This window comes from Synechococcus sp. ATX 2A4, from assembly GCF_024346375.1.
Taxonomy (GTDB): Bacteria; Cyanobacteriota; Cyanobacteriia; order PCC-6307; family Cyanobiaceae; genus MW101C3.
Map to the genome: position 1 here is coordinate 16233 of NZ_JAGQCV010000018.1, position 26856 is coordinate 43088.

32 protein-coding genes are annotated in these 26856 nt (G+C 66.4%); 13 read left to right on the plus strand and 19 right to left on the minus strand.

Annotated features, from left to right (window positions below):
- Positions 1-3: 3 nt before the first annotated feature.
- The 3 genes from KBY97_RS13785 to pstS form a co-directional block, all read right to left on the minus strand.
- Positions 4-708 carry a response regulator transcription factor gene (locus KBY97_RS13785; RefSeq protein ID WP_255147784.1) on the minus strand — a complete coding sequence of 235 codons (705 nt, stop codon included), beginning with the start codon at positions 706-708 and terminating at the stop codon, positions 4-6.
- A gap of 56 nt (positions 709-764) precedes the next feature.
- Complete coding sequence (locus KBY97_RS13790; protein WP_255147787.1) at positions 765-1400, minus strand: Crp/Fnr family transcriptional regulator; 636 nt, start codon at positions 1398-1400, stop codon at positions 765-767.
- Positions 1401-1649: 249 nt separating this feature from the next.
- Complete coding sequence (gene pstS / locus KBY97_RS13795) at positions 1650-2657, minus strand: phosphate ABC transporter substrate-binding protein PstS (protein ID WP_255147789.1); 1008 nt, start codon at positions 2655-2657, stop codon at positions 1650-1652.
- Positions 2658-2891: 234 nt separating this feature from the next.
- Between pstS and KBY97_RS13800 the strand changes: the two genes are divergently transcribed.
- Positions 2892-3542, plus strand: a complete 651-nt coding sequence (locus KBY97_RS13800; protein ID WP_255147791.1) for a ParB-like protein — start codon at positions 2892-2894, stop codon at positions 3540-3542.
- Between the two features lie 49 nt (positions 3543-3591).
- Here KBY97_RS13800 and KBY97_RS13805 read toward each other — a convergent pair whose 3' ends face one another.
- The 3 genes from KBY97_RS13805 to modA are packed head-to-tail and all read right to left on the minus strand — an operon-like array spanning position 3592 to position 5886.
- Positions 3592-4260, minus strand: a complete 669-nt coding sequence (locus KBY97_RS13805) for a sulfate/molybdate ABC transporter ATP-binding protein (protein WP_255147794.1) — start codon at positions 4258-4260, stop codon at positions 3592-3594.
- A complete protein-coding gene (locus tag KBY97_RS13810; RefSeq protein WP_255147795.1) occupies positions 4257-5063 on the minus strand; it encodes an ABC transporter permease in 807 nt (268 codons plus the stop codon). The genes KBY97_RS13805 and KBY97_RS13810 overlap by 4 nt, the downstream gene beginning before the upstream one ends.
- 25 nt (positions 5064-5088) lie before the next feature.
- A complete protein-coding gene (modA, locus tag KBY97_RS13815) occupies positions 5089-5886 on the minus strand; it encodes a molybdate ABC transporter substrate-binding protein (RefSeq protein ID WP_255147796.1) in 798 nt (265 codons plus the stop codon).
- Between the two features lie 142 nt (positions 5887-6028).
- On the opposite strand from modA, the gene KBY97_RS13820 reads away from it, so the two are divergent.
- Together KBY97_RS13820 and KBY97_RS13825 are read left to right on the plus strand one after the other, a co-directional pair.
- Positions 6029-6862 (plus strand): sterol desaturase family protein, encoded by an 834-nt coding sequence (locus KBY97_RS13820; RefSeq protein ID WP_255147798.1) that lies wholly within the window; start codon positions 6029-6031, stop codon positions 6860-6862.
- A gap of 142 nt (positions 6863-7004) precedes the next feature.
- A complete protein-coding gene (locus KBY97_RS13825) occupies positions 7005-7376 on the plus strand; it encodes an AbrB family transcriptional regulator (protein WP_255147800.1) in 372 nt (123 codons plus the stop codon).
- Positions 7377-7393: 17 nt separating this feature from the next.
- On the opposite strand, the gene KBY97_RS13830 is transcribed toward KBY97_RS13825, so the two are convergent.
- Together KBY97_RS13830 and KBY97_RS13835 are read right to left on the minus strand one after the other, a co-directional pair.
- Positions 7394-7645, minus strand: coding sequence for a hypothetical protein (locus tag KBY97_RS13830; RefSeq protein WP_255147801.1), 252 nt, complete (start codon positions 7643-7645; stop codon positions 7394-7396).
- A gap of 308 nt (positions 7646-7953) precedes the next feature.
- Positions 7954-8118 carry a hypothetical protein gene (locus tag KBY97_RS13835; RefSeq protein ID WP_255147802.1) on the minus strand — a complete coding sequence of 55 codons (165 nt, stop codon included), beginning with the start codon at positions 8116-8118 and terminating at the stop codon, positions 7954-7956.
- A gap of 159 nt (positions 8119-8277) precedes the next feature.
- On the opposite strand from KBY97_RS13835, the gene KBY97_RS13840 reads away from it, so the two are divergent.
- Positions 8278-9174, plus strand: coding sequence for a transglutaminase family protein (locus KBY97_RS13840; RefSeq protein ID WP_255147803.1), 897 nt, complete (start codon positions 8278-8280; stop codon positions 9172-9174).
- On the plus strand, positions 9171-10034 hold the full coding sequence (locus KBY97_RS13845; RefSeq protein WP_255147804.1) for a PhzF family phenazine biosynthesis protein: 864 nt from the start codon (positions 9171-9173) through the stop codon (positions 10032-10034). The genes KBY97_RS13840 and KBY97_RS13845 overlap by 4 nt, the downstream gene beginning before the upstream one ends.
- Before the next feature lie 33 nt (positions 10035-10067).
- Here KBY97_RS13845 and KBY97_RS13850 read toward each other — a convergent pair whose 3' ends face one another.
- Together KBY97_RS13850 and KBY97_RS13855 are read right to left on the minus strand one after the other, a co-directional pair.
- Positions 10068-10451 carry a hypothetical protein gene (locus tag KBY97_RS13850; protein ID WP_255147805.1) on the minus strand — a complete coding sequence of 128 codons (384 nt, stop codon included), beginning with the start codon at positions 10449-10451 and terminating at the stop codon, positions 10068-10070.
- On the minus strand, positions 10451-11065 hold the full coding sequence (locus KBY97_RS13855; RefSeq protein WP_255147807.1) for a DUF3177 family protein: 615 nt from the start codon (positions 11063-11065) through the stop codon (positions 10451-10453). The genes KBY97_RS13850 and KBY97_RS13855 overlap by 1 nt, the downstream gene beginning before the upstream one ends.
- A 59-nt stretch (positions 11066-11124) precedes the next feature.
- Here KBY97_RS13855 and KBY97_RS13860 point away from each other — a divergent pair, with 59 nt between their 5' ends.
- From KBY97_RS13860 to KBY97_RS13875, 4 genes are read left to right on the plus strand one after another with little or no spacing between them, the layout of a single operon-like run.
- A complete protein-coding gene (locus KBY97_RS13860; protein ID WP_255147808.1) occupies positions 11125-12420 on the plus strand; it encodes an FIST N-terminal domain-containing protein in 1296 nt (431 codons plus the stop codon).
- Between the two features lie 6 nt (positions 12421-12426).
- Positions 12427-13128, plus strand: coding sequence for a tRNA (guanosine(46)-N7)-methyltransferase TrmB (gene trmB, locus KBY97_RS13865; RefSeq protein ID WP_255147839.1), 702 nt, complete (start codon positions 12427-12429; stop codon positions 13126-13128).
- The gene (locus tag KBY97_RS13870) at positions 13129-14466 is read left to right on the plus strand and encodes an IctB family putative bicarbonate transporter (RefSeq protein WP_255147809.1); all 1338 of its coding nucleotides are present in this window, start codon (positions 13129-13131) and stop codon (positions 14464-14466) included.
- Positions 14459-15496: a BadF/BadG/BcrA/BcrD ATPase family protein gene (locus KBY97_RS13875; RefSeq protein ID WP_255147811.1), complete on the plus strand. Its 1038-nt coding sequence runs from the start codon at positions 14459-14461 to the stop codon at positions 15494-15496. Before KBY97_RS13870 ends, KBY97_RS13875 begins: the two co-directional genes overlap by 8 nt.
- Here KBY97_RS13875 and glmM read toward each other — a convergent pair whose 3' ends face one another.
- Together glmM and KBY97_RS13885 are read right to left on the minus strand one after the other, a co-directional pair.
- Positions 15497-16906: a phosphoglucosamine mutase gene (gene glmM, locus KBY97_RS13880; RefSeq protein ID WP_255147813.1), complete on the minus strand. Its 1410-nt coding sequence runs from the start codon at positions 16904-16906 to the stop codon at positions 15497-15499.
- Between the two features lie 77 nt (positions 16907-16983).
- Complete coding sequence (locus tag KBY97_RS13885; RefSeq protein WP_255147814.1) at positions 16984-17172, minus strand: hypothetical protein; 189 nt, start codon at positions 17170-17172, stop codon at positions 16984-16986.
- A 95-nt stretch (positions 17173-17267) separates the two neighbouring features.
- Here KBY97_RS13885 and KBY97_RS13890 point away from each other — a divergent pair, with 95 nt between their 5' ends.
- Complete coding sequence (locus KBY97_RS13890; protein WP_255147815.1) at positions 17268-19310, plus strand: lytic transglycosylase domain-containing protein; 2043 nt, start codon at positions 17268-17270, stop codon at positions 19308-19310.
- A 55-nt stretch (positions 19311-19365) separates the two neighbouring features.
- On the opposite strand, the gene KBY97_RS13895 is transcribed toward KBY97_RS13890, so the two are convergent.
- Positions 19366-19902 (minus strand): hypothetical protein, encoded by a 537-nt coding sequence (locus KBY97_RS13895; protein ID WP_255147816.1) that lies wholly within the window; start codon positions 19900-19902, stop codon positions 19366-19368.
- 28 nt (positions 19903-19930) lie between these two features.
- On the minus strand, positions 19931-20344 hold the full coding sequence (locus KBY97_RS13900; protein WP_255147818.1) for an NIL domain-containing protein: 414 nt from the start codon (positions 20342-20344) through the stop codon (positions 19931-19933).
- Positions 20345-20477: 133 nt separating this feature from the next.
- On the opposite strand from KBY97_RS13900, the gene KBY97_RS13905 reads away from it, so the two are divergent.
- Together KBY97_RS13905 and thyX are read left to right on the plus strand one after the other, a co-directional pair.
- Complete coding sequence (locus KBY97_RS13905; RefSeq protein ID WP_255147819.1) at positions 20478-21044, plus strand: thioredoxin domain-containing protein; 567 nt, start codon at positions 20478-20480, stop codon at positions 21042-21044.
- 81 nt (positions 21045-21125) lie between these two features.
- Entirely contained in the window at positions 21126-21851 is a 726-nt protein-coding gene (thyX, locus tag KBY97_RS13910; RefSeq protein ID WP_255147822.1) for an FAD-dependent thymidylate synthase, read from the plus strand.
- A gap of 46 nt (positions 21852-21897) precedes the next feature.
- Here the strand turns inward: thyX and KBY97_RS13915 are convergent, their stop codons facing one another.
- From KBY97_RS13915 to KBY97_RS13930, 4 genes are all read right to left on the minus strand, one after another.
- A complete protein-coding gene (locus KBY97_RS13915; RefSeq protein WP_255147824.1) occupies positions 21898-22635 on the minus strand; it encodes a PaeR7I family type II restriction endonuclease in 738 nt (245 codons plus the stop codon).
- Positions 22632-24371, minus strand: a complete 1740-nt coding sequence (locus tag KBY97_RS13920; protein ID WP_255147825.1) for an Eco57I restriction-modification methylase domain-containing protein — start codon at positions 24369-24371, stop codon at positions 22632-22634. Before KBY97_RS13920 ends, KBY97_RS13915 begins: the two co-directional genes overlap by 4 nt.
- Positions 24372-25003: 632 nt before the next feature.
- Positions 25004-25549 carry a hypothetical protein gene (locus KBY97_RS13925; protein WP_255147826.1) on the minus strand — a complete coding sequence of 182 codons (546 nt, stop codon included), beginning with the start codon at positions 25547-25549 and terminating at the stop codon, positions 25004-25006.
- Positions 25550-25895: 346 nt separating this feature from the next.
- The gene (locus KBY97_RS13930) at positions 25896-26276 is read right to left on the minus strand and encodes an HNH endonuclease signature motif containing protein (RefSeq protein ID WP_255147829.1); all 381 of its coding nucleotides are present in this window, start codon (positions 26274-26276) and stop codon (positions 25896-25898) included.
- A 43-nt stretch (positions 26277-26319) separates the two neighbouring features.
- Here KBY97_RS13930 and KBY97_RS13935 point away from each other — a divergent pair, with 43 nt between their 5' ends.
- Complete coding sequence (locus KBY97_RS13935) at positions 26320-26544, plus strand: hypothetical protein (RefSeq protein ID WP_255147831.1); 225 nt, start codon at positions 26320-26322, stop codon at positions 26542-26544.
- Between the two features lie 132 nt (positions 26545-26676).
- On the opposite strand, the gene KBY97_RS13940 is transcribed toward KBY97_RS13935, so the two are convergent.
- Positions 26677-26826 carry an integrase core domain-containing protein gene (locus KBY97_RS13940; protein WP_315857174.1) on the minus strand — a complete coding sequence of 50 codons (150 nt, stop codon included), beginning with the start codon at positions 26824-26826 and terminating at the stop codon, positions 26677-26679.
- Positions 26827-26856 lie beyond the last annotated feature (30 nt).

Here is a 26856-nt window from a genome sequence, read left to right on the forward strand (position 1 = left end):
GCCTCAGCCGAAGCGGTAGCCGAAGCCTCGCACCGTGAGGATGTGTTCGGGAGCGGAGGGGTTGGCTTCCAGCTTTTCGCGCAGCCAGCGGATGTGCACGTCCACAGTCTTGGTGTCCACCACGTAATCGGTGCCCCACACCTCATCGATCAGCTGGTTGCGGTTCCAGACACGCCCGGGGTTCTGCATGAAGAACTCGAGCAGCCGGTATTCCTTCGGCGAGAGGTTCACGTTCACGCCGTCGCGGGTGACGCGGAATTCATCCGGGTAGAGCGTGAGGCCCGCATGGCTGACGGCAGGGTGCACGGGGAAGCGCTCAGACGGGCCCTGGGAACGGCGCAGCAGGGCGCGGCAGCGGGCCACCAGCTCCCGCAACCCGAACGGCTTCACCAGGTAATCGTCGGCGCCGAGTTCGAGGCCGAGCACGCGATCGGTTTCGGTGTCGCGGGCGCTCACCATCAGGATCGGGGTGCGGGAATCGCTGCGGCGCATGTGGCGGCACACATCAAGGCCGCCCACACCCGGCAGCATCAGATCCAGCACCACCAGGTCAAAGCCGCCGTTGGCGGCTTGCTGGCGCGCATCGATCTGGTTGATCGCCTGACGACCATTGGAGGCGCAGACCACATCGAAACCTTCATGGCTGAGGGCTTCCTGCAGGGTGGTTCTGATGCCTTCATCGTCATCGACGATCAGCAGCCGTGGCATGAGAGTTCTGACCCAGGGGGCATCCTGAGCTGAAGCTAGGCCAGGCTCCTGCGGGTTCACCGGCGCTTGGGCAGATGGCTGATCACCAGATGGCGCTGGCCATCGATCTGCAACCAGCCTTCCTCACGCAGCACGCCGAGCACGCGGGTGACGGTGACGCGGGTGGTGGAGAGGGCGCTGGCCAGTTCCTGATGGGTGAGCCGCAGGTTGAGCCGCAGGCCGGTTTCGCAGGCCTGGCCATAATCCTGGGCCAGCAATTCCAGAAAGCCGCGCACCCGTTCTTCCACCCGCCGCAGCCCCAGCAGCGACAACATGGTTTCGGCCTGGCGATAGCGCGACACCAGCGCCTGCATCATCGCCATGGCCAGGTGGGGTGACTGCTCGATCTCGGCGCAGGAGAGGCAGAGCAGATCGGAATCGCAGATCGTGTAGGCACCGTAGGCCTGCACATTGGTGAGCGGTTCGCCGAAGGGTTCGTTGGGGCCAGCCAGGCCGAGCAGCAGCGCATCGCCATGCATGGTGACGGCCTCAAGTTTCACCATGCCGCGCACCACCAGCCAGATGCTGTTCTTGATCAACGGCACCCCACTACCGGCGGTGACGTGCAGCAGGTTGCGGTTGCGATAGCTGGTTTCGAGGATGTCTCGAATGGCGCCACTGCGGCCGGCATCACGGAAAGGCGTCGAAACCATGGCCATCACCCGGGGACACCAATGAGCGTATGGAGGACTACCGACAAGGAGGCAAAGGCCGGATAAGGAGTCGGTTAAGCAGCGGCTAAGGCCCTGGATGGGCGGTGGGTGAAGGGCCGTGGGGCGGCAAGGGCTCAAGCAGGGGGCGCATGTCTGCAGGGGCTGTGAATCAATCCCAAAGTGGCGCCAACAAAAAAGGGGGCCGAAGCCCCCAGAACGCCGCTCAGGAGAGCGGGGTGGTCAGCGAGATCAACGGCCGATCTTGTTGACTTCAGCGCGGGCGCGCGCCAGCACGGCACCGGTGAGGGGCACGTAATCGAGCTGCTTGGCGATGGCCTGACCCTTGGGTGAGAGGCCCCAGTTCAGGAACTGCTTGATGGTGTCGGTCTTGGCGCCGTTGCCACGCTGGTAAGCGAGGATCCAGGTGAAGGCGGCGATCGGGAAGGCGTTGGCGCCAGCCGGGTTGCAATCTTCACCGCCCAGGCGAGCATCCAGCTTGACGCCGTTGAGGGCGGCAGCACCGGTGACGTCGTTGGCCATCACGAATTTGCCGGCCTTGTTCTGGACGGCGGCGCCCACGATCTTGCCTTTGACGAAGGCCTGGTTCAGGTAACCGATCGAGCCTGGGGTGCTCTGGATGATGCCAGCCACGCCTTCATTGCCCTTGCCACCGAGGCCCACGGGCCACTTGACGGCCTTGCCGGTGCCCACCTTTGATTTCCACTCAGGCGAGAAGCAGGAGAGGGAGTTGGTGAACACGTAGGTGGTGCCGGAACCGTCGGAACGGTGGGCCACCCGGATCGGGCCGGTGCCGCACTTCAGCTGTTCCCAGGTCTTGATTTTGCCGAGGAAAATGTCGGCAACCTGGCGCTGGGTGAGCTTGAGGTTCTTGCAGCTGGGGTTGTTGTAGGCAGGGGTGACGGTGCCGCCCATCATCGGAATCTGCAGGGCACCGCGCTGGGCGGTGACACCGGCAGTGAACTCGCCCTTGGAAGCCTGCAGTTCTTCGTCAGAAGCGCCGAAATCAACGGTGCCGGCGTGGAACTGGCGAACACCGGCGCCGGATCCCACCGACTGGTAGTTCACCTGCTTCTTGGTTTCCCTGGCGAATTCAACGGCCCAGCGTTGATAGGCCGGAGCGGGAAAGCTAGCCCCGGCTCCACTGATGGAGGTGCTCTGGGCAAGGACCGGAATCACAATTCCAGCGCTGGCAGCACTGACAGCGGAGAGAATTAGGGCCTTCTTCGCGAAGGTCATCAGAAAAGCCAATTGGGGGCAACGTATTGATAGCAACGCAATGAGCCCATTTGCGTTATGAATGGATTAACAGGTCTTCAAGAGTTGGCGGCATTGGCACATTCCGTACATGTTGGCAACTCCATGGCCTGTAAGCCATCTCTTCTGTTGCGGTTGTAGGTGTGGCGGGGCGCTGATGGGTGAAAAGCTGGTCAGGGTTGGCCTCCCCGGTCAATCCTCAGCGCTGAGCATGTGATGGTCTTGCATCTGCCCCCCTTCGAGCCCCTGCCGCCCCCGCCCGAGGTCGAGGCGCTGTTCGAAGTGCCGGTGGCGGAGCTGCAGCCCACCCAGATGTGCATCGGCCTGGCCGAGGTGCTGCACCGGCGGGCTGATTTCAGAGACGAACCCGACAAGCAGCGGCGCAGCTACCTGAGGAAGAAGCCGGTGCCGCTGGCACGCAGCGCCGCTGGTGGCCTCTGGATGGTGGACCGGCACCACCGCCTGCGCGGCCTGCTGGATGTGGACCCCAGGGCCACTGCCTTCGGCTACCTGGTGCGCCAGCTCGACCACAGCGACCGCCCCTCGGTGCTGCGGGAGCTGCAGGCGCTGGGCTGGCTGTATCTCTTCGACGGCCGCGGCCAGGGGCCCCTGCCGCCGGAGCAGCTGCCCAGCAGCCTGCTGGAGCTGCACGACGACCCCTACCGCAGCCTGGTGTGGAAGCTGAAGCGGGAGGGGGTGATCGAGCCGGCACCCCTGATCCCCTTCCATGAGTTCCGCTGGGGGGCCTGGCTGCGCAGCCGCTACCTGCCCCCGTTCACCTCCCTGCGGCTTGAACCGGCCCTGCCGGCCGCCCGCGCCCTGGCACGCTCCCAGGCCGCCTCGCGGCTGGCGGGCTGGAAGGGCTGATGGTTGATTGTTGATGGTTGATGGTTGACGAGTGATCGCTAACGGCCGATCACGGTGGCGCCGGGCGGATCACCACCGCCGAACCGTTCCAGCAGAGGGTCACCGCCCGGTCGCAGATCTGCGCGCTATCGAGCTGATCGTGGCTGACCAGCACTTTCGGCCCCGGCAACGCGCTGAGCTGATCCCGCAGCAGGCGGCGGAATTCGGCGCGGGCGCCGGCATCGAGGGCGGAGAGCGGCTCATCGAGCAGCAGGGCGGCGGGCCGCCCCACCAGCGCCCGCGCCAGGGCCACCCGCTGGGCTTCGCCACCGGAGAGCTGCGGCGGCCGGCGGTCGGCCAGGGCGCCGATGCCGTAGTGATCGAGCTGCCGTTGGGCACGGCGGCGCGCCTCAGTGGCGCCGAGCCCCTGACGACGCAGCGGAAACGCCACGTTCTCCAGCGCTGTGCTGAAAGGGAAGAGCACATGGTCCTGAAACATCAGCCCCACCTGGCGCCGGTGAGGAGGCACAAACAGGCCGCTGGCCGCCTCATCGAGCAGGCGTCCGTGCAGGCGCAAGCTGCCGCTGTCGAGCGCCAGCAGGCCGGCAATCAGGCGCAGCAGGGTGGTCTTGCCGATGCCGTTGGCGCCGGTCACGGCCACGATTTCATCGCCCACCTCCAGGTGGGCCTCCAGGCGCAGGGAGCCGAGCGTGAGCAGCCCGTGCAGCTCCAGGCTCATCGGCCCAGGCTCCACCAGCGCCCCCGCAGCCCGATGATCACCGCCAGGCTCAACAGCACCAGCGCGAAGCTGAGCGCATAGGCGGCAGCGGGCTGGCTTTCCAGCAGCAGGTACACCGCCAGCGGGGCGGTCTGGGTGCGGCCTTCGATGTTGCCGGCGAAGGTGATCGTGGCGCCGAACTCCCCCAGTGCCCGCGCCCAGGCCAGGGCGGTGCCGGCGGCCAGCGACGGCAGCAACAGCCGCAGCGTGACGCGCAGAAAGCAAGCGAGCGGAGCGGCGCCGAGCGTGGCGGCGGCCTGCTCATAACGGGGATCGATTCCGCGGAGCCCGCCCTCCACCGCCAGCACCAGGAAGGGCAGCGCCACGAAGGTCTGGGCGACCACCACCCCCGCCAGCGAAAAGGTGAGCTGCACGCCGAGCGCCTGGTGCAGCCAGCCGCCGATCAGACCACCGCTGCGGCCATAGGCGCCCAGCAGGGCCAGGCCGCCCACCACGGGCGGCAGCACCATCGGCAGGATCACCAGGGCCCGCACCAGCTCCCGGCCCGGAAAGCGCTCGCGCGCCAGGCTCCAGGCCAGCGGCAGGCCGAGCAGCAGCGCGAGGGCAGTGGCCAGCAGCGAACTGAGCAGCGAGAGCCCGAGGGCCTCGCGGGCCTGGGGGGCGGCGAGGTCGCTGAGCAGGCTCGTCCAGCGCACCCCCTGCAGCAGACCGACCAGCGGCAGGGCCAGGAACAGCACCGCCAGCAGCGAGAGCGGCAGCAGGCTGCGCAGCAGGCGGGGCGAATGGCGAACGGATCTGGCCATGGGCGGGGGGAACGGTGCTGGCCGCTCAGGGCGCCGCAAAGCCATGCCGCCTCAGGATGGCCTGCCCGCGGGCCGAGGTGGCGTGGTCCACAAAGGCCCGGTCGATCGGCCGGGCGCCGCCGGCGCGCACGATCGCCAGCCCGTACCAGGCGCTGATGTTCTGCGCCGCCGCAATCTCCACCCCCTGCACCGCCCGGCCGGCGGCGCGCACATCGGTGGCGTACACGATCGCGGCATCGGCATCACCACGGCTCACCGCCAGCAGGGTGGCGCGGGCATCGGTGCCACGGCTGAGGCGGGAACGCTCCAGGCGCACCCCAGCCCGCTGCAGTGCAGTTGCTGCATAGCGGCCACAGGGCGCCGTGGCGCCGCAGAGCGCCAGCACCGGGGCCCGGCCCAGATCCGCCAGCCCACGCAGGCGCAGGGGATTCCCCGGCTTGACGGCGATCTGCAGCCGGTTGCGGGCCAGGGGCAGCGGCTGGCTGCGCAGATGGCCGGAAGATCGGAGGGCCTCAATGCTGGTGCGGTCGGCGGCGGCGAACACATCCACCGGCGCGCCGGCCTGGATCTGACGCAGCAGCGACGACGACGCGCCCAGGTTCAAGCGCACCACGGTGCCGGGGTGACGACGGCGGAAGTCGGCAGCCAGCTCCCGGAAGGCACCGGTGAGCGAGGCGGCCGCTGAAACGGTGAGCACCTCGCTGGCGGCGGTGCTGCTGCTGCTGGTGGTGGCGGCGGTGGTGGCAGCAGTGGCTGTGGCCGTGCCAGTGGCAATGGCGGTGAACACCAGCACGGCGCTTCCGCCTGCAGCCAGGAGTGCCACCAGGCCAGCGGCGATCAGCCCTGGTGTGGCAATACGAACAGAAGCTGCGGGGGGCGGAGCGACGGCCGGGGGGACGGCAGGGGGAAACCCACCCTGGGGGAATCGTCCGGCGCCCATACGGTGAAGGGAATCGCGTTCAGGCATGCAGAGCCACGGTTTCGGCTTCTACGTGGTGGTGTTCTTCGCCTTGATCGTGCTGCGCTACTTCCTCGTGGCCGGAATCTCCCATCTGCTGTTTTACCGATCGGAGCCTGCCGGTGCCACGGCGATCGTGGCCTCAGAGGCTTCACCGCAGCCCAGAACACAGCTGCAAGCGCAGGCGATCGGTCGCCGCTCCTGGCGCCACTGGATCGGCCATGACATCCGGCTTTCGGTGATATCGGCGGCGATCTTCGCGCTCGCCACCGCCGCGATGATGACGGCCTACAACCATGGGTTCACCCTCCTCTACGACGGCCTTGACGGCCATGGCCTGCTCTATGCGGCGTTCAGCTATGGCGCCGCACTGATCCTGCAGGACGGTTATTTTTACGCCACCCATCGGTTGTTCCATCACCCTGCCCTGTTCGTGCGCTTGCATCAGGGCCACCACCGTTCACCGTGCCCCACACCCTGGACCTCCTTCGCCTTCGATCCCGCCGAAGCGGCGGTTCAAGCGGTGTTCCTTGTGGCGATCGTGTTCGTGGTGCCGCTCCATGTGGTGACCCTGCTGGCGGTGCTCACCACCATGAGCGTGTGGGCGGTGGTGAACCATCTCGGCCTCGATCGGCTGCCCGGTTCATTTCCTCACCACTGGCTGGGTCGCTGGGTGATCGGCCCCCAGCATCATTCGCTTCATCACCGCAAGCACAGCGTTCACTTCGGCCTTTATTTCACGTTCTGGGACAACCTCTGCGGCACCCAGGATCCTTTCTATAGCAGGGAACTGAGCCCTCGTCCAGAGCCATCATGCCCGGTGTCGCCTGGGACCAGCTAATGGGACCAGCTAAGCGAACACCCTGCATGTTTGGGGCCGGTCATACGTTATTGCGGCTGGATCGCGGCTTGAATTGGCCAACCACTTGCAGAGCCATGCCCTTCGATTGCTATGTTGAAGACGTCTTCAGGCGCATCCGAACATGCTCACTGGATCTGATTTGCTCGCCAAAGTCAAGGAGCTTGGCGATGCCTCCAAATCTGAGCTCGTCCGCAGCTGCGGTTATCTCAGCACCAAGAAGGACGGCACAGAGCGGCTCAACTTCACCGCCTTCTACGAAGCTCTGCTTGAAGCCAAAGGCGTGAGCCTGGGCAATGGCGCGGGTTCCCCGGTCAGCAAAGGCGGCCGCAAACTCAGCTTCGTGGCCACTGTGCAAGGCAACGGCAACCTGCTGGTGGGCAAGGCCTATACCGGTTTGCTCGATCTCAAACCCGGCGATGAATTCGAACTCAAGCTGGGCCGCAAGCAGATTCGCCTCGTGCCGGTCGGCGGCGAAGATACCGACGAAGACTGATCGTCGGCCCCGGGCGATCAACCCTGAGCGAAGGGTGTCGCGGCCAGTTGCTGGCGCAGGCGATCAATTGACCGGCCGGTCCTGTCGTGCTGCGCCACCCAGACGAGCGGGCAAAGGATCAGCGAGAACCCCAGCGTGAACGGCGCCAGGCCCAAGGCCCACAGGATGCAGCGGTTCCCACAGAGGTAACGCACCTGCTCGCTGTCGCTGATCATTCCGCACTGCCGGGCGGTCATCACGATCGCCTGTTCTTCTTCCGTCAGTCCCATTGCCAAGGGGGCCCATGGAGGCGCAGAACCGTTGTAGGGGCCCCATGTTGAGGTTCCGTTAAGGCCATCTGGCCAGAGCACGCACCGGCGTTTGCCGCACCACAGGCCGCTGTGTCGGCCAACACGGCCATGGGCGAATCCCTGCGGTGCCGGATTTAGTGGCGCAGGGTTCAGCGGCGCAGACTTTTGATCGGAAAGGTTTCGAGGAGAAAGGGTTTTGAGCCAGAAGGCCTTGAGGTGAGAGGCCTTGAGGTGAAAGGTTCCGTGGTGCCGGTCAGCGGCAACGCGCGTGGATGGAGGCTGGTCCTTCAGGTGTTTTCAGCTCTTTCGATCGGGGCCAGGCTGCGCAGATAGCGCTTGCGTTGCCCGGAGGCCCAGGGCTCGTCGATGCGCGTGGTGGCGGCGCCATCGAGGACAACTTCGGGACCGGCCGGCTCAGGCGCGGCATGGGATTGGGGAAGCGACTGGTTCATGAAGACACATTAAGGAGGCACCCGGCAGGCCGTTGGTGCGCGGCACAGCCAAGCGCATGTGTCAGCGAATGCCAAGCGATCGGGCGGCCCAACCTACGGGAGGCACGATGGTGGGAGCCCCTTGCACCAGCCGGCGCCGAGGCCGAAACCCCCCGTCTGATGCTGTTTCACATCCGCCACCGCCTCGATTACACCTACGACCAGCCGGTGTTCCTTGAGCCGATGACGCTGCGGCTGACGCCGCGGCAGGACGCCAGCCAGCGGCTGCTGAGCCACAGCCTGCGCATCGTGGAGCCCCCCCTGGGCCAGGCCAGCATCGTGGAACCCGATGGCAGTGATGCCGTGGTGCTGTGGTTCAAGGAGAAGCGACAGACGCTGGTGATCGAGGTGGAGTCGGTGGTGGAGACCCTGCGGGACAACCCATTCGCCTGGATCGTCACCGATGCCGGCGCCCAGCACCTGCCGGCGCACTACCAACCGGGGGAGGCGGCCTCCCTGGCCCCCAGCCGCGGCGGAGCCGTGGCGGAGCCAGTGCGCAGCTGGGCGGCCGAGCTGGCTGCGGGCGCCCAGCACAACACGCTCGACTTCCTCACCCAGCTCACCGACACCATCCACCTCACCTTCCACCACGTGGGCCGGCCGGACGGTGAACCACTGCCGGCCAGCGACTGCCTCACCAGCCGCTGCGGGGCCTGCCGCGACACGGCGATGCTGTTCGTGGAGTCCTGCCGTAGCCAGGGGCTGGCGGCTCGCTTCGTGAGCGGCTATTCGATGCACCACCCGCCGGAAGTGAGCGAACAGGAGCTGCATGCCTGGGCGGAGGTGTACATGCCCGGCGGCGGCTGGCGCGCCTACGACCCCAGCCTCGGGCTGGCCGTGGCCGATGGGCATGTGGCGATCGCCGCCGCCCCCGACCACCAGCTGGCCGCACCGGTGTCAGGCACCTACCGCGGCACCGGCATTGGCTCGAACATGGGCTACACCGTGCGGCTGCGGGCGGCGGCAACCGCCGCAGAACTGAACCTGCCGGACAGCGGAGGCACCGCAGTCCATTGAGCCTTTCCGCCAGGCAGCCCCCCCAGCTGCACCGTCTGGCGGCCTTCACCAGCCGCGCCGATGGTGGCAATCCAGCCGGGGTGTGGGTGGGCGCGGCGTTGCCGGAAGCGGCGGCGATGCAGCGCCTGGCCACGGCGGTGGGGTTTTCGGAAACCGTGTTCCTCTCGCCGCAGCACGGCCCGCAGCGGCAGGTGCGCTACTTCAGCCCGGCGGGGGAGGTGCCGTTCTGCGGCCACGCCACGATCGCCGCCGCTGTGCTGCTGGCGGAAACCGGACCCGGCCGGAGCTTTGTGTTTCACACCCCGGTGGGGGCAGTGCCGGTGCAGGTGGCGGAGCGGGAGGGCGTGCTGCAGGCCTCGCTCACCTCGGTGGAACCCCGCCAGGCGCCAGCCGCTGATCCACTGGTGGCCGCCGCGCTCGAGGCCCTGGGCTGGCAGGCGGAGGAGCTCGACCCGGCCCTGCCACCGATGAAGGCCTACGCCGGCGCCTGGCACCTGGTGCTGGCTGCCGCCACGGCGGAGCGGCTGGCCCGGCTCCAGTACGCCTTCGAGCCGCTCAAGGCATTGATGCTGCGCGAAGACCTGCTCACCCTGCAACTGGTGTGGCGCCAGGACCGCCAGCTGTTCCACAGCCGCAACCCCTTTCCGGTGGGCGGCGTGGTGGAGGATCCGGCCACCGGCTCGGCCGCCGCCGCACTCGGCGGCTACCTGCGCGCCGCGGGCCTGATCCCCGTGCCCGCCACGTTGGAGATCCGCCAGGGCGAGGCCATGGGCCGGCCCAGCCAGCTGCTGGTGACGGTTCCAGCCACCGGCGGGATCGTGGTGAGCGGCGGCGCGGTGCGCCTGCCAGCAGGGAACTGAGGCCAGAGCCGAGCCGGGCCAAGCGGAGCCAGCTCAGGCCCAGGTGGCCGGATCGAGGAAGGCTTCCACCGCGGTGGCCGCCACCAGCACCCGTTCGTTGCTGGGATCGAGCGGTCCGGCCAGCAGTTCAGCGCTGGCGAGCTCGGCGCCGGGCGGCAGGGCGCTCTGGTCGGGGTCGTAGGCGGTGGGGTGGGTGACGCTGCTGGAGAAACCGCGAAAGATCAGCAATTCAAAAGGTTCCCAAGCATCAGCTTGAGCAGCAGCCGCTTCGCCTGGTGCATCAAGCCCATCAGGCTTCATCTCAGCAGCACCCTCAAGCTCCAGCGGCAGCCGCCCGCGCAGGCGCAGCACGCGGTCGGGGCGCTCGTGGCTGATGCGCTCGAGGCGCTGCAGCAGGGACGGCAGGCCGGGCCCCATCAGAAGCCGCCCGCCACCCGGCCGAAGCGCGGCAGCCGCACCAGCAGCCACTGCAGCAGTCCCACCACGTAGAGGGCCAGCGCCAGGTAGCCGAAGAAGGCGGTGAGCCCCGGGGTGAGCTCCCCACCGAAGACGAAGCCGAACACCCGCACGGCCACCTGGTGCAACTGCCGGGGCGCCTCCAGCCACGCCTGGCACACCGGCCGGTTCACCCCGCCCGCCAGGCAGGTGAGCGCCGAAACGCTCAACACCGCCGCCGTGACGCCGTAGAAGGTGAGCGCCCAGCGCCAGGTCCGCACCGTGAGCGGCAGGGGGCGCCAGGGGGGCAGATCGTCGAGTTCCTCGTTGAGATCCACCCAGAACCACACCGCCACCACCACCAGCACCTCCGCCACCAACGCCAGCACGTAGCCGAGCGGGCGGGCATCGATCAGCAGCAGCACCGAGATGCCCAGCAGGCTGGCCACCTTCCAATAAATCGAGAGCAGACGCACCAGAGCGCCTTCCCGCCGCGCGACGGCCCACACCAGCAGGACCAGCGGAAGCCCAACGGCGAAGACCACCGCCAGGCGGTAATCCAGCCACACCAGGGTGCGGTAGAGCAGATCTGGCACAGGGGCGGTACGGGAAGCGCCATTATCCGTAGTCGTGCTCCGGCAGTAAGGTCCAGTCCATGGCTGCGCTTTCCCTGCCCTCCTGGCTCAAACGTGGCGAAGCACCGGCCTCGTGCCAGACGGCCCTGTCCCGTCAGCCCTCCCTGGAAGCCGCGATCGAGGAGGTGGCGAAGGCGCTGGGCAACCGTGGCGCTAACGATCTGGCCCTGGTGTTCTGCTCCACCAGCTACGCCAGCGATCTCCCCCGCCTGCTGCCGCTGCTGCGCAGCCGGCTCAACGCGCGCCACTGGATCGGCTGCGCCGGCGGCGGGGTGATCGGCACCGAGGCCAGCGGCGAGGCGCGGGAACTGGAGCAGCAGCCGGCGTTGAGCGTCACCCTGCTGCGGCTGCCGGGGGCGGATCTGCAGCTGTTCGAGCTGGATCCCGCCTCCCTGCCCGATCTCGACGGCGACAACCTCGACTGGATCAACTGGGTGGGCGCCGACCCGGAGCGGGCCCGCTCCATGCTCCTGTTCGTGGATCCCACCTGCCAGAAGATCAACGATCTGATCAGCGGCCTGGATTACGCCTACCCGGCGGCCGCGAAGGTGGGTGGCATCGCCGGCCACCACAGCGCCGATCACGGCTCACTGTTTTTTGATGGCCGCGTGCTCACCGGCGCGGTGGGCTGCCTGATCGGCGGTGCCTGGCGGCTGGATCCGGTGGTGGCCCAGGGCTGCCGACCGATCGGGCCGGTGTTTGAGATCGAGCAGGCGGAACGCAACGTGGTGCTGCAGCTCAGCTCGGGCGCGCAAACCAACAGCCCGGTCAACTGCCTGCAGGGGATCCTGCAATCGCTCACGCAGGCAGAACGGGAGCAGGTGCGCCATTCGCTGTTTCTGGGCGTGGCGCGCAGCAACTTCAGCCTGCCCGGCGAAAGCAGCCCGGCGGAGCCCACCGCCTTCCTGGTGCGCAACCTGCTGGGGGTCGACCCGCGCAACGGCGCCGTGGCGGTGGCGGAAAAACTGCGGGTGGGCCAGCAGGTGCAGTTCCAGCTGCGCGATGCGGCCGCGTCTCGGCAGGAACTGCGCCAGCTCCTGCGCCGCCAGGCCCGCGCCGACGGCACGCCGCTGGCGGCGCTGCTGTTCGCCTGCCTGGGCCGCGGCGAAGGCCTCTACGGCCAGCCTGATGGGGATGTGAGCGTGTGCCGCGAGCAATTTCCGCAGGTGCCGATCGCCGGCGCCTTCTGCAACGGCGAGATCGGCCCGGTGGCGGGCAGCACCCATCTGCACGGCTACACGGCCAGCTGGGGCTTCCTTGTGCCCAACCACGACGACGACGGCGTGCCCCCTGCGGCCGCCCGGGCCGGGACCTGAGCCTTGGTGCGTCAGCACGTCAACCCGCTCAGCCGGGTGCATCAGCAGCCGCGGCCGTTGCCGCCACTGCTCGAGCTGTTCGCCCAGCCGCAGCTGCAGCTCCACCTCGACATCGGCAGCGCCCGGGGCCGCTTTCTGCTGGCGATGGCGCCGCAGCAGCCGGGCACCAACTTCCTCGGGGTGGAGATCCGCCGGGTGCTGGTGGAGGCCGCCGAGCAGGACCGCCGCCGCCTGCAGCTCGACAACCTGCGCTTTGTGTTCTGCAACGCCAATGTGAGCCTGCTGGATTGGCTGGCGCAGCTGCCGCCAGGCCGGCTGCGGCGGGTCACGCTGCAATTTCCCGATCCGTGGTTCAAACAACGGCACCAGAAGCGGCGGGTGCTGCAGCCGTCGCTGGTGGCGGCCCTGGCGGCGGCCCTGCCAGCGGGCGGCGAACTGCTGCTGCAGAGCGATGTGGAAGCGGTGATCGTGCCGATGGTGCAGGTCACCGAAGCGAGCGGCTGCTTCGAGCGGCCCGCCGACGACCCGCGGCCGTATCGCCCCACCAACCCGCTGCCGGTGGCCACCGAGCGGGAGCAGCACGTGCTGGCGCTGGGGCTGCCGGTGTACCGGGTGTTGTATCGGCGCAACGGCGCGGCCACGCCTGCTCTGGAAGGGCTGGAGGAAGCCGCCTGCCGCACCCATAATCCGCCCACGCCCGGCGCCTGAATGTCTTCCACCACCCCCAACGCCCTGGGCCCCGCCCGTGGCTCCGTTCCCTGGTTGCTGCGCTGGCAGGGCCTGCTGGCCGGCTGGGCGGCCGGGCCACTGGGCCGCCGGCTGCCGCTGCTGGCCGGCCTGGTGCTCTGCGCGCTGATGGCCGGGCTGCCGCTGGTGACCCGCGAGGGCCTGAGTCTGCTGATCACGGCGGCGGGGGTGCTGTGGCTGCTGTGGGCGCTGTGCACGCCGGCGGGGCGGATCGGCCCGATCAGTGGCTGGCTGCTGGTGATGCTGGGCCTGTCGGTGCTGGCCACGGGCTTTTCGCCGGTGCCGGCGGCGGCCGCTAATGGGCTGCTCAAGCTGCTCAGCTACCTCAGCGTTTATGCGCTGATGCGCCAATTGCTGGTCACGGCGCCGCCCTGGTGGGACCGGATCACGGCCTGCCTGCTGGGCAGCAGCCTGCTGGTGACCGTGATCGGCATCCGCCAGCTCTACGCCGATTCCTCCGCCCTGGCCCGCTGGTCGGATCCCAACTCGGTGGCGCGGGGAACGGTGCGGATCTACAGCACGCTCGGCAACCCCAACCTGCTGGCCGGCTACCTGCTGCCGATCCTGCCGATCGCCGTGGTGGCGCTGCTCCGCTGGCAGCGGCTGAGCGCCCGGCTGTTCGCGCTCACCACCGCCGTGCTCGGCAGTGTGGCCGTGGTGCTCACCTACAGCCGTGGCGGCTGGCTGGGCCTGGTGGCCGCCTACGGGGTGCTGGCGGTGCTGCTGCTGCTGCGCTTCACCCGCCACTGGCCGGTGTTCTGGCGGCGGGTGTTTCCGCTGCTGCTGATGGGGCTGGCGGGGGTGGCGCTGGTGGTGGCGATCGCCCTGGTGGAGCCGCTGCGGGTGCGGGTGATGAGCCTCGCCGCCGGCCGGGAAGACAGCTCCAACAACTTCCGCATCAACGTGTGGATGGCAGCGATCGAGATGATCAAAGACCGCCCCTGGCTGGGCATCGGGCCGGGCAACAGCGCCTTCAACCTGATCTATCCGCTGTATCAGCAACCCAAGTTCAACGCGCTCAGCGCCTATTCGATTCCGCTGGAGCTGGCGGTGGAGGGGGGCATCCCCGGGCTGCTGGCCGGAATCGGGCTGCTGGTGGCCAGTGTGCGGCTGGGGCTGCGCCAGGTGCGCGCCAACGGCCGCCAGGCCCTGCCGGCCGTGGCCGCCGTGGCCGTGATCGCCGGCCTGGCCGTGCAGGGGATCACCGACACGATCTTCTTCCGGCCGGAGGTGCAACTCACCGGTTGGTTCTGCCTGGCCACCCTGTCGGCACTGCCGGCTGCCGCTGCCGATGGCTGAGGGCCGCAGCCACAGCGGCGCGCCGCCCGACCTGCTGGCCGGCTTCGATGCCGGCCAGACCCACACCACCTGCCGGCTGGCGGCGGTGCAGCCCGGTGGCGGCTGGCGGGTGCTGGCGGAGGGCCAGGGGCCGGGGGTGAGCCATCTGGAGGCCGCCGGCGGGGAGGAGCGTTTCAGCCACGCCCTGCGCGCCAGCCTGCAGGCGGCCCTGGGCGCGGCGGGGCTGGGCGCCACGGGGCCTGGCACAGGGGGGTCGGCCGCAACAACGCCACTGGCCGCCGCAGGAGTGGGCGCCAGCGGCATTGAGCACGGCAGCGCGGTGCAGCAGCGGGGGCAGGAGCTGGCGGCAGCAGCGCTGCAGCTGCCCGCGGAACGCGTGCTGGTGACCGGGGATGAGCGCACCGCCCTGCGGGGCGCCTTCGCTGGCGACGGGCCCGCCGGCGCCGGCATCGTGGTGATCAGCGGCACCGGCTGCATCGCGCTGGGCCGCGACGGCCGCGGCCGCGAGCACCGTTGCGGCGGCTGGGGCTGGCTGCTCGACCAGGGCGGTTCCGCCTGCGACCTGGGCCGCGACGCCCTGGCGCTGGCGCTGGAGATGGCCGATGGCCGGCGGCCGGGCACCGGCCTGCGCCCCGCGCTGTGGCAGGCCCTCGCGGGGGAAAGCGGGGTGGTGACGGCCCAGCAGGTGAAGGCGATGGTGGTGGCGCCGGCGTTCGGCGCCGCCGGCTTCGCGCGGCTGGCCCCCTGCGTGGAGGCACTGGCGGCAGCAGGCGACGCGGACGCGCTGGCGGTGCTGCAGCGCTCCGCCGACGCCCTCGCTGGCCTGGTGCGGGGCGTGGCGGCAGCGCTGGCACTGGAGCAGCCGCGGGTGTGCGGCCAGGGCGGGGCCCTGGTCCACCTGCCCACCTTCGCCGCGGCCTACCGGCAGGCGCTGGCCGCCGGCCTGCCCGGCGCCGCCCTGGTGGAAGCCGCCGGTGATGCCTGCGACGGTGCGCTCAGCCTTGCCGCCGAGCAGCTGGCTGGTCTCTGATCACACCCCGTTGAGCTCGGCGGCCGCCAGGTCGGCCAGATGCGACGACCAGTGATCGACGGCGGCGGGTTCGGCCGCTTCCACCATCACCCGCAGCAGCGGTTCGGTGCCGCTGGCCCGCACCAGCACCCGGCCTTCGCCGCCCATGGCGGCCTCGGCCTGCGCCACCGCCTCGCGCAGGGGCAGGCAGTCGTGCCAGTGCTGCCGCCGTTGGCGGTCGGGCACGATCACGTTCACCAGGATCTGGGGATAGGGCGAGAAGCTGGTGTCCATCCAGTCGGCCAGGGAGCCACCACCGGCGTGGATGCGGGTGGCCACCTGCAAGGCCGTGAGCAGGCCATCGCCGCTCATGCCGTGGTGGGCCGAGAGGATGTGGCCCGATTGCTCACCGCCGAGGGCGGCGCCGCTGGCGGCCATGGCGGCATGCACGTGCTGATCGCCCACGGGGGTGCGATCGAGCACACCACCACGCGCCAGCCAGGCCCGCTCGAAGCCGAGGTTGGACATCACCGTGGCCACCAGGCGGCGGCCCGGCAGCTCACCGGACGCCAGCAACTCCCCGCCCCAGAGGTAGAGGATCTGGTCACCGTCCACCACCCGGCCGCGGCCGTCGACGGCGAGCATGCGGTCGGCGTCGCCATCAAACGCGAAGCCCATCGCCGCACCACGGGCCAGCACCGCCTGCCGCAACGGCTCGAGCTGGGTGCTGCCGCAGCCCACGTTGATGCGGCTGCCGTCGGGGGTGCCGTGCAGCACGGTGAGATCGGCGCCGAGGGCGCGGAACACCGCTTCGCCGCAGGCGGTGGCCGATCCCCAGCAGAGATCAAGCACGATCGGGCAGCCGTCCAGGCGGCGCCCCGCCACGCTGTCCAGCAGGGTGTCGGTGTAGGCGGCCAGCAGCTCGGGCCGCTGCCGCACCGCCCCGCAGGCGCCGGAGGCGGCGCTGGCACTGGCGGTGGCATTGGCGCTGGCGCGGCCATGCAGGCCCGCTTCGATCACCTCCTGCTGCTGCCGGTCGAGCTTGTCGCCGCTGGGGCCGAACAGCTTGATGCCGTTGTCGTGGGGGGGATTGTGGCTGGCCGACACCATCAGCCCGCCGGCGGCACCACAACGGCGGATCGCACCGGGCACGGCGGGGGTGGGGCAGAGCCCGAGGTCCCACACATCGCGGCCGGCCGCCGTGAGACCGGCGGTGAGCGCCGCCACCACCATCGGGCCGCTGCTGCGGGAATCCATGCCGATCAGCACCGGCCCCTCGGGCGGCAGCACCTGGCCGCACCAGTAGCCCACCTGCAGGGCGAGCAGGGGCGTGAGGTGGGTGCCGACGCGGCCGCGGATGCCGTCGGTGCCGAACCAGGCCCCACCGGCACTGAGGGGCGGGCCGATGGGCAGGGGGGCCGGCTCCGCCATGAACACGCAATCGCTGGGCGCAGATTAAGTGCCGGGCTTCAGGCGGGAGCTCCCGGCAGCGCAAGCGCCACCGAGATCTACACGCTGCGGCGGGGCCACCACACCCAGCGCACCAGTTCGAGCACGGCCCAGAGCAGCAGGGCCCCCACCACCCAGCCGGGCAGCACCTGCAGGGGCCAGAAGGGGCGCAGGCAAAACACCCCTGCCGCCAGGGCGGTCACGGCCAGGGCGCGGCGGCGCTGGGACGCACCGGGCAGGGTCGTCAACCGGGGGGGCAAGGAGGGCCGCAGCGCCATGGGGATCGAAGACGTGGTTACAGAATGCCAAAACTTTGCCGGCGTCACCGCCACCCCTGCCGCCTGTGCCCAGTTCGCCAACGGCCGCCCCGCCCACGCAAGGCCCACGCCTACTGGCGCTCACCGTGCTGGGCAGCCTGGCGCTGCTGGTGCTGGCCCGCCAGGCGCTGAACGCGCGGCCCCTGCCCAGCCCCGCCACCAGCACCGCCGCGCTGGAACGCAGCCGGCGCTGGGAGATGGATCCAGAGCGGCGCCGCGAAGCCAGCCTGCTGCTCACGGCCCGGGCGGCGGCCACACCGGCCCGGCAACGGGAGCTGCTGCAGGGCCAGGGCTGGGGCCGCGACCCGCTCGCGGCGGTGGCGCTCAAGCTCGATGCCATGGCGGCCGGCAAGCTCGGCCAACCGCTGGTGGAAACCGCCCGCTGGCGCGAGCTGCTACGCCGCTTCCCGGCCGACCCCGCCAGCGCCGATGCGCTCTATGCACTGGGCCACAACGATCCCGCCCTGCGCGGGCAGCTGTGGCGCCGTTTCCCCGCCCACCCCGCCGCGCTCGCTGCTGCTGCTGAAGCGGGCCCGGGGGCGGCGCAACGCCGGGCGGGCGCCCTGCACCTGGCCCGCTGGGGGGCGCGCTGGCCGGGGGCTGAAGCGCTGCTGCGCCAGAGCTGCCAGCTGAAGACACCACCGCTCAGCGCCAGCGAACGGCGCGTGCTGGCGCGGGGGCTGGGGGAACTGGGCGACGGCGATGCCGCGGCGGCCTGCCTGGCGAGGGCAGCGTCTGATGCGGCCACGGAGCTGGTGATCGGCCGGGCGCTGCTGAAGGGCACGGCAGCCCAGGGTCAGGCGGGCGAGGCACGGCTGCTGGCCTTGGCTGGCCGCTGGCCGGCGGCACCGGAAGCGCTGGAGGCCTCCCGCCTGCTGAGCCAGGGCGACACACCGGAAGCGGTGGCCCAGCTGGCGAGGTTGCCGCTGGCGTTGCAGCAGAGCGCACCGGTGGCAGCCCGCCGTGCCGCCGCCGCCGACGGCTGGGGCTGGGAGCAGGTGTTACGCCGCTGGCCCACCGATCCGGCCAGCTGGGAGCTGCAGTGGGAGCTGGCGCGCGAGGCGTTGCTGGAGCGCCGCTGGACGACAGCGGCGGCGCTGCTGATGGCGTTGGAGCCGCAGCAACTGCCCAGCCCACTGGCGGCACGGCAACTGTTCTGGCTGGGCTACGCGCAGCAGGAGCTGGGCGAGAACGAGGCGGCGCGCCGCTCCTGGAGCCAGCTGCTGGCGCGCAACCCCTGGGGCTACTACGGCTGGCGAACGCGGGTGCGGCTGGGCCTGGAGGCACCGCTCGCCCTGCGCAACGACGGCACCAGCAGCGGCCTGGCCGCCACCCCCTGGCAGCCGCTGAGCAGCGGCAACAGCAACCTGAACCGCCTGTGGCGGCTGGACCAGCCGCTGGAGGCCTGGGAGCGCTGGCGCACCGCGCGCCGCAACCAGCCGCCCCAGCGGCCGGCGGAGCTGATCGTGGAGGGCCGCCTGCGCCAGGGCGTGGGCGACGACTGGACGAGCCTGGGGCAACTGGAGCTGGCCAGCCTGCGTTGGGTGGGCGCCAGCTGCCGCGCCAGCCTGCCGCTGGAGCAGGCGCTGCATCCGCTGCGCTTCGGCGCGATCTTCGGGGCGGCAGCCACGGCGGAAGGGCTGAACCCCGCCTTGCTGCTGGGGGTGGCGAAGCAGGAATCGCGCTTCACGCCGGGGGTGCGTTCACCAGCCGGCGCCGTGGGGCTGCTGCAGCTGTTGCCGAGCACGGCGGCGGAGCTGGCCGGGGCGCCGGTGTCCGACGAACAGCTGCGCCAACCGGAGGTGAATGCCCCGCTGGGGGCCCGCTACCTGAACCAGCGGCTGCGCCAGTGGAGCGGCAATCCCTTCCTGACGGCCGCCAGCTACAACGCCGGCCAGGGCTCCGTGGGCGCCTGGCTGGAAGCGCCCGCCGACCCCAGCCTTTCGCTCAGCCGCGAGCCGGAACTGTGGGTGGAGGCGATCCCGTTCCCCGAAACCCGCCTCTACGTGAAAAAGGTGCTGGGAAATGTATGGAGCTACGAGGCGCTGCGGCAAACGCCAGGCTGCTGAACGCCCGCCGCAAGCCTGCGGCCTGCTTCAGCGGCACCCCTGCAGCTGGCGCCCCTCACACCGGCAACGGCCGCCAGATCCCCTCAAGGAACAACCAACGCCCGAGGCCGACGCCCGCCAGCACGTAGAGGCTGAGCACGAAGGCCAGCTGCGGCGGCGGTGGCACCACCTTGATGCGGGCGAGGTCGAGGCGGGCCAGGAACACCGACGAGCCCAGGATCATCACTTCGGCCAGCAAGCGGCCCAGATCGATCATGTAGATGGCGAGCACGCTCACCACCAGCAACGAGAACACCAGCGTGAACACCTTGCTGGCGTTCATCAGGCGCGACACCTGGGCCAGCAGGTAACCGGGCATGGAGCAGAGCACCACCACCATCAGCGAGTGGAGGCACTCCACCGACCAGAACAGTTGCTGGTGGCGCGGCAGGGCCAGCAGCGACACGGCTTCGTGGGGGTACACCAGCACCCACTGCATGCCGAGGTAGGCACTCACCCCCAGCAGCACCACCAGGAACGGCGCGCGCACGGGCAGCAGCGTGAGCCGCAGCAGGGCCCGCACGGGGCCATTGCGGGGCTGGGCCTTCACCATGGCCGGCGCAGGCGGGGGGCAGGCGCGGTCATCGGGGCTCCAGCACCAGCGCGATCGCATCGAGCGGACAGCTGGGGATGCACTGTTCGCAGACCAAGCAGCGTTTGGCATCGAAGCTAAGCCGCCAATCGGGTTGCGCACTGCTCAGGGCGCCACTGGGGCAGACGCTGGCGCAGATGCCGCAGTCGACGCAGCGGGCCGGATCGATGCGGATCTCACCGGGGGCGCGATCCAGCGAGAGGCCGAGGCTTTCCAGCCACAGCTCGGCGGCGTCGAGCTCGTCGATGTCACCGGAGAGCTCCACCACCATGGTGCCGCTCTGGTTGGGGGCCACCTGGGCGCGCAGGATCTTGGCGGCGATGTCGAAATCCACCGCCAGGCGGTAGGTGATCGGCTGATGCACCGCCTGGCGCGGGAAGTGAAGGGTGAGGCGGCGCTTCAACGGAGGGGCGGGCGCTGCGAAATCCCATGCTGACGCAGGCAGCCCCGGCTTGCAGCGTGCAGCGAGCAGCCCCGGCCTGCAGCGCGTAGCTGCCAGAGTGCCCCAGCCCGAGGCGATCCCAGCACACGCCCCGATGACCGAACCGCCCATCGACCCCATCTCTTCACCACCGCTGGGGCGCCGCGAACGCATGGTGCTGGCCGGCCTGGCCGCGTTGCTGGCACTGGTGCTGTTCTTCGCGCGTGGCTGGCTGCAACCGCAGGCGCCGCTGGAGCAGCTGGCACGGCGGTCGCTAGAGCTGCCGGTGGCGCTGGGGAATGGACGGCCCACGATCCTGGAGTTCTACGCCGATTGGTGTGAGTCGTGCCGGGCGATGGCGCCGGCGATGGAGGCGGTGGAAAGCCAGAACCGCGGCAAGCTGAATGTGGTGCTGCTGAATGTGGACAATCCCCGCTGGGGCCCGGAGCTCGACCGCTATGAGGTGAACGGCATCCCGCAGCTGGAGCTGTTCAACCGCAAAGGCCAACCGATCGGCCGCTCCCTGGGCCTGCGCAGCCCGGCGGAACTGGCCGCGATCACGATCGCCCTGATCGACGACAAGCCATTGCCCCGCCTAGCTGGCGTGGGCAAGCTCAGCGAGCTGGAGCAGGGACCCCAAAGCAGCGAACCCGCCGCCACCGGCCCGCGCAGCCACGGCTGAGGGCCGACGCCGCCTGCGCCGAACGCCCGCGGAACGCCAACCGCCCAACCCCAGAAACGCCCACCCTCACCGCCCCTGCCCATGGATCCCCGCTTCCGGGTTGAGCTGATCGCCGCTACCCCGAACCCGCAGCAGTGCGTGTACGCCGGCATGCATCAGGACTACAGCGAGGGCTTCGTGGCCGCCGACCGCGCCGACTGGCCGGATGAAACCAAGGCCGGTGAGATCTGCGTGAAGCGCCTGCTGGCCGGCGAACGCGGCCACTACGGCCCGCTCGAGCACGCCCAGATTGTGCTCAACGTGGGCTGGTTTCCCCACTCGGTGATGCAACAGGCGCGCACCCATCGTGTTGGTGTGAGCTTTGATGTGCAGTCGATGAGATATACGGGCGACCGAATTCGCAAGGCCGCCAATGGTGAAATAGACCTGGAGGAAGTGTTCTATCTACGGCCCGTGGGCGCCTATAACGACCGCCAGGGTAAGAAATACATCTACGACGACACCCAACGGGCCATTGATCTGGAGCTCTGCCGTGCTGCGGCGGCGCGTTACCGCGATCTGCTGGATGCGGGCTACGCGGAAGAGCACGCCCGCGGCATCCTGCCGTTCGACTACCGCCAGCACTTCGTGGTGAGCTTCACCCTGCGGGCGTTTCTGCACTTTCTGGATCTACGGGCGAAGCTGGATGCCCAGCAGGAAATCCGCGAACTCTGCGATCTGATGTGGCCGCACCTGCAGGGCTGGGTGCCGCAGTTTGCGGAGTGGTATGAGAAGAGTCGGTTGCATAAGGCGCGGTTGGCGCCTTGACGAGAGTTGACTGCCGCCACGGCGTATACGTGCAGCTAGATCATCGTCAAGCAAGGCGAGAAGCCTCGGAAGCGATGTGGCCAGCCAGCGATGTGATAAATGTCTTGAGGCTGGTCATCGGGGAGAGCTCAGAAAACTCGCCAGAAAGGGCCGCCTCTCTTGGAGAAGCGAGAAGACATGCAGAGCTGTACAACCCCTCTCTCATGAGTTTCTGGCAGAGAAGGTCATATCTGTCGAGATAAGAAGCGCCCTGGAACTCGGGAAGCACTGGGAAGTGAGGGGAGGCGTCGCGAATGGGCCTGCGTGAACCAGGCGCATCTTCAACCATCATCAGCCAACCCACGAAAGGTCTGGGCTGATTACCAAGAGCACCTTCTCGATAGGCAGTCCAAAGGTCATGGGCCGTGCCGATGGCTTCTTCTGTCCGATTGTTGAAGTTGTTGCCAACGGATCCAACCTGGCTCTTCAGCTCAACCGCAGCAATCAGCTCGCCACGATGGAGCACCACCAAGTCCCAAATCTTGGTGGGACGGAAGAATCCAGGCAGGGTGAGCATTGCCCGATTGATATGGACATCGGCATGAGCCAGACCATTCAAGTTGACAACATCGATCACCAGGGACAGGAAACCATCCATGTTCTTGCCTGCCGTCACACCAGCCCGCTCCCCTTGATCCACATTGCCGGAGGCGAGCTGGCGCTGTCTGGCGGCATCGCGATTGCCCCAGAACTCCTTCACCGCCTTGTGGGCTTTCTCCTTATAGCCGGCTAGATCTAAGGTCATGCAGAGGCGGCACTGCACAACGTGCCCATGTCCTCAGGGCTTAGGCCATAAAGCTTGCCAACGGCCCTGTTGCACGCAGAGATATCCCTGGAGACAGCAGCATCGGCCAGCTCATCCCTCATCGGCACAGACAGAGATCCCCATACCGGTATCCGAATTCGGCGCAAGTACTGAGCCTGGAACCGAAGGAAGCCTCCTCTCATCTTTGTTGAATACGTGGAAACAAAGGCACGTGACAACGAAGACAGCAACACGGCCTGGAGGCTACGCAGATCCCACTCATCTGAAACGATGTAATACAGGTTGTGGTGGGGATAGAACTGGCCATCTTCATAGACAACATGAGACTCGCCCTTGATGTCTGGCACTAGGAGTTTTGGCCTGCAGGAAAGAGAAGGCGTAATTCGATCAATTGTGCGATACCAGTTGCGGGGATTGCGCTGGGCGCAATGGCGGCCCATGATGGTGGCCCTGCGGGCCTCCAGATAGCGATTGAGCTTGGGATAGTCGGATAAGTTCACCAAGCTTCCGTCTTCATTGAACGGATTGATGATGGCCTTGCCCAACCATTTAACTTCACCGCTGGAAATGTCTCTTGTTCTTACAAGAGGAAGTTTTCGGTCGGCTTCAACATCAAGCCTTGCGTCGTCAGCGATAAAGACCCGGTCAGCTCCTGTTGCCACGCCGATGCCAACTTTGCAGCCTGCTTCTTCGAGCGTGGGGAACTGATCCTCCAGGCGCCTGATCAGCTCAATCTGATTAGCACCTGATAAAAGCCATGGCTCAGAGCTCTTCGCCACACCAACGGCAAGACGCACCTTCTCATTGGAAACATGATCAGCAGCCGTGAGCTCCTGCGCAAGGCGCTCTAGAGACTCCTTGCTAATGACCGGCTGCCGCGCGATACGCGTGGGACCCGAGGGCGCCCTTGAGATCGCCGTGATTGCAGGATAAGCAATCACATCTGATTGAAAGGCCTGCGTATCAGACATATCAACATGAATTTTCAGATGATATCCATCGGACACCAACCTTCTGAGCGGACCGCCATACTTATTTTTCATCCAGCGATCAGCACAAATGAAACCCAACACTCCAGTTGGCCCCAGGAGCCCAAGAGAGCGCTCAATGAATGGGATATAGATATCAGCACGGTCATAAAGGGTGCTGAATCTGCAGCGGTATTCCCTGAGCAAGGCCGCCGGGATCAGTTCTTGGCGAACGTACGGAGGATTGCCAACAACGAAGTCGAAATGGCCATCAATCGGCGCAAGGAGGAAGTCGTCATGATGCAACCACGTGCCTACAAGCGCTTCTGCATCATCTACCGAGAGGCCCTCTTGAATCAAGAGGCTGGAGATTAAATCACGAGTTTGATAAAATGTTTGCTTGTGGAGCTCAAAGGCAACGATTGAACTTTCAAGTTCTGCTCTAGTGGGATTGCGTGATCTGTGTGTACGCCATGAAGCAAAGATCCTTCGAAGCGCTGGGATCAAGAAATCTCCACCGCCAAAAGAGGGCTCCAGAAACCTGAGTTGCGTGAGATCGGCTGAAGCCTTATAGCCAGATAAGTCAAGGATGAAGTCTACAACTTCTGGCTTGGTGAAAATCGCCCCTCTGGCCTCAATGCCACCTCCAACCGATAACTCACGAATCGCTTCTCGCACCTTTGAAGAGCGGCTGGCGGGATGCACAGCAGGAAAAGAGAGTTGGAGCTCGCCCTGCTGTGCTTGCATCGCTCCTAAGGCTGATAGTCCAAGTGTACCATCATATCTTGTTTAAGGAAGATGCAGTGGGATGCCCACTCAAGCCCTGCATGAGTTAAATCGCAAGAATGTCATTAGTTGGTCCCTTCAGCCTACCTTCCAAAATGAGGCTAACAATTGAAAGAATCGGCCCAAGATCTCTGGGTTTGCATAAAGCATTTCGCCATCCTGCTTCAAATCGAAACTGGCCCAAGTTGCTCGACAACTACATTGAGAGGCATCTACATCTTGACATTTCTGCAGATCCTTTCACATTCCACAGAATCGCGGGCTAGTTCCCCATAAAAAGTCCAACACGCGCCAAAGCAAGTGACTCGATCTCCGAGAAAGTTCAGAGACTCATCAAACAGAATCTCCACGCTCATTCTAAAGTCAACATCAAGTCCTTCAACAGTATTGCACGAACCAATTGAAACTTGAAACACCTTTGGCTTGATACCTTCAACGGCTTTCTGGACAGAGATTGCTGTCAGAAAGCATTCCGCAAGGTGTGCCATTCTAGGAGTGTACACAGAAGGTAAGTCTAACGCTTGCCATCAGCTGGTCGCAGAGTATTTATTTGACTTTTGCATAATTGGGTTCACCAAGCTTCCGGTGTCGGCTCAGGTGGATTGTGGTGCTGTATTGCTCGCCCCGTCGGTGTTATCCATACTCATGGCATAATGATCTTGACACTCATCAACCACAATCTCTGCTTGCGATGATTTAACCGCTACGGACTCTGTCCCAGCCTGCGCTGCCTCATTAGATTCCTGGCTTGCAGCGTTTGCATCCTTTTCTTGATCAAGATGTTCATTCTCAATCTGAGCCTGGATAAGTGGAATCAACTTGTCCTTGTGAGCAAGTACAGCTGAACTGAAAGCATCTTCTTTAATCGCCATTCTGACCGGCATCGGCATAACTTGATATACCGTGCGGGATAGTTCCGTCATCCTGGCGGGGTCATTTAAGATCTCAATAGCAGCCGGACCCGCCTTCTCTCTGAGAAGCTTGGCAATTAACGGCAGATACTCTGTAACTGTCTTCTCCTGAAGTTGTGCGGCCAGATTGCCTGCCTTGCCAGCAATGGATTGAAGTTTTCCAAACATCGAAGTCATAGCATGGTGGTCAGTGACCCAAACCATACCAGCTGTGAGACTGGCTTGCATGGGAAGCCTGAATCGGCAGGCAGCTTTTTGACCGCGTGGAAACCCCGGTTAAATGCACAACACGGGCTCGCTAGTCAATACAACGCTCAAAGTGAGCCACGGAGGTAGCTGGCACTGGGCGTGCGCAAGCACGACCTGTGACAGCTGCCGGAGTTGGCTCCACTGCCTGGTTAGCCTCATTTAATTTTTCTGTTGTGACACCTACAATATTCGATAAAGCACCGCTTCATATGGATGCGGCATCAAGAAACGAACGGCTCTATGAGACGCTCCTCAAAATGGGGCTATATGTAGAACCAATACCGGACAAACATGGCGGAATATACCACTTCATTGTTTCAGTGGATTACGCTCCGCCCCGCATCGAACAATCCCAAGGATAGGCATCTCCCTTTTCTCGATTGGTCTTCCAATATAGCGGCTGCAAGTTCTCCCAAGTGTTTGGCCCTCCTTTTGCCGTTGGCTTCTTATGGTCGATCTCCCATCCAAATTCCGAATTAGTGTCTCCGTGATCGGAGTATTTCATCGCATGACCACAAATGTCACGCCTCCATATGGAGGCATCGAAATCTGTTATCGGGGTGCCAGTGTCGAAAACACGGCGCTTCGTTTGTTCGTCTGTTCCTTGGAACGGGTATTGATATGGCATTGTGTTGTTTTGTTTTTGGCTAACGTTAAAACTCAGTGACGACCAGTCTTTGAGCCTAGCACGCAAACCGACGATCATGGGCGTTCTCTGTAACGCCTTGTTAGCCCGCCTTTTATTTCTGATGAAAACCACCGAACTCAAAAAACACCACGAAGAACTAAACCTGCCCGTAGACATCCGCCTTGAAATCATGGAGGCCCACGCCGAGCGGCTAGAATCCACGCTGCGCGATCTGTATCAGGTGATACGCGATCGTCACCACGGGAGGATGCCCGAAGAGGTCGAGAAGGCATATAACGCGGCGGGATCTGTATTGGCTAACGCCAAGATTAGAAGCGGGGATTAACTTTGGTATAGACACCAGCTTCCGCACCCGGCTTCTGCATCTTGATGTTAGCAGGTTATAATTTAACAGCCAGTAGCCATCTTGCTCCATTCAGGACCGGACGAGCAGACAATAAACTGAGGTGGGTGCCTTTTACTGGACAGATTCGGCCCCTGACATCGTTAACCCAGGACGGGAGGAACAGGGTTTGGTCTCAGTGTAGACCTCTTGGGGAGTTTTGCCTCCCAGTGCGCTGTGTGGTCTTACATGGCCATACCTCCAGAAGAAGCGGGCCAGGCTGATCTCTGCTTCCCAGCCATCGCTATAGGCACG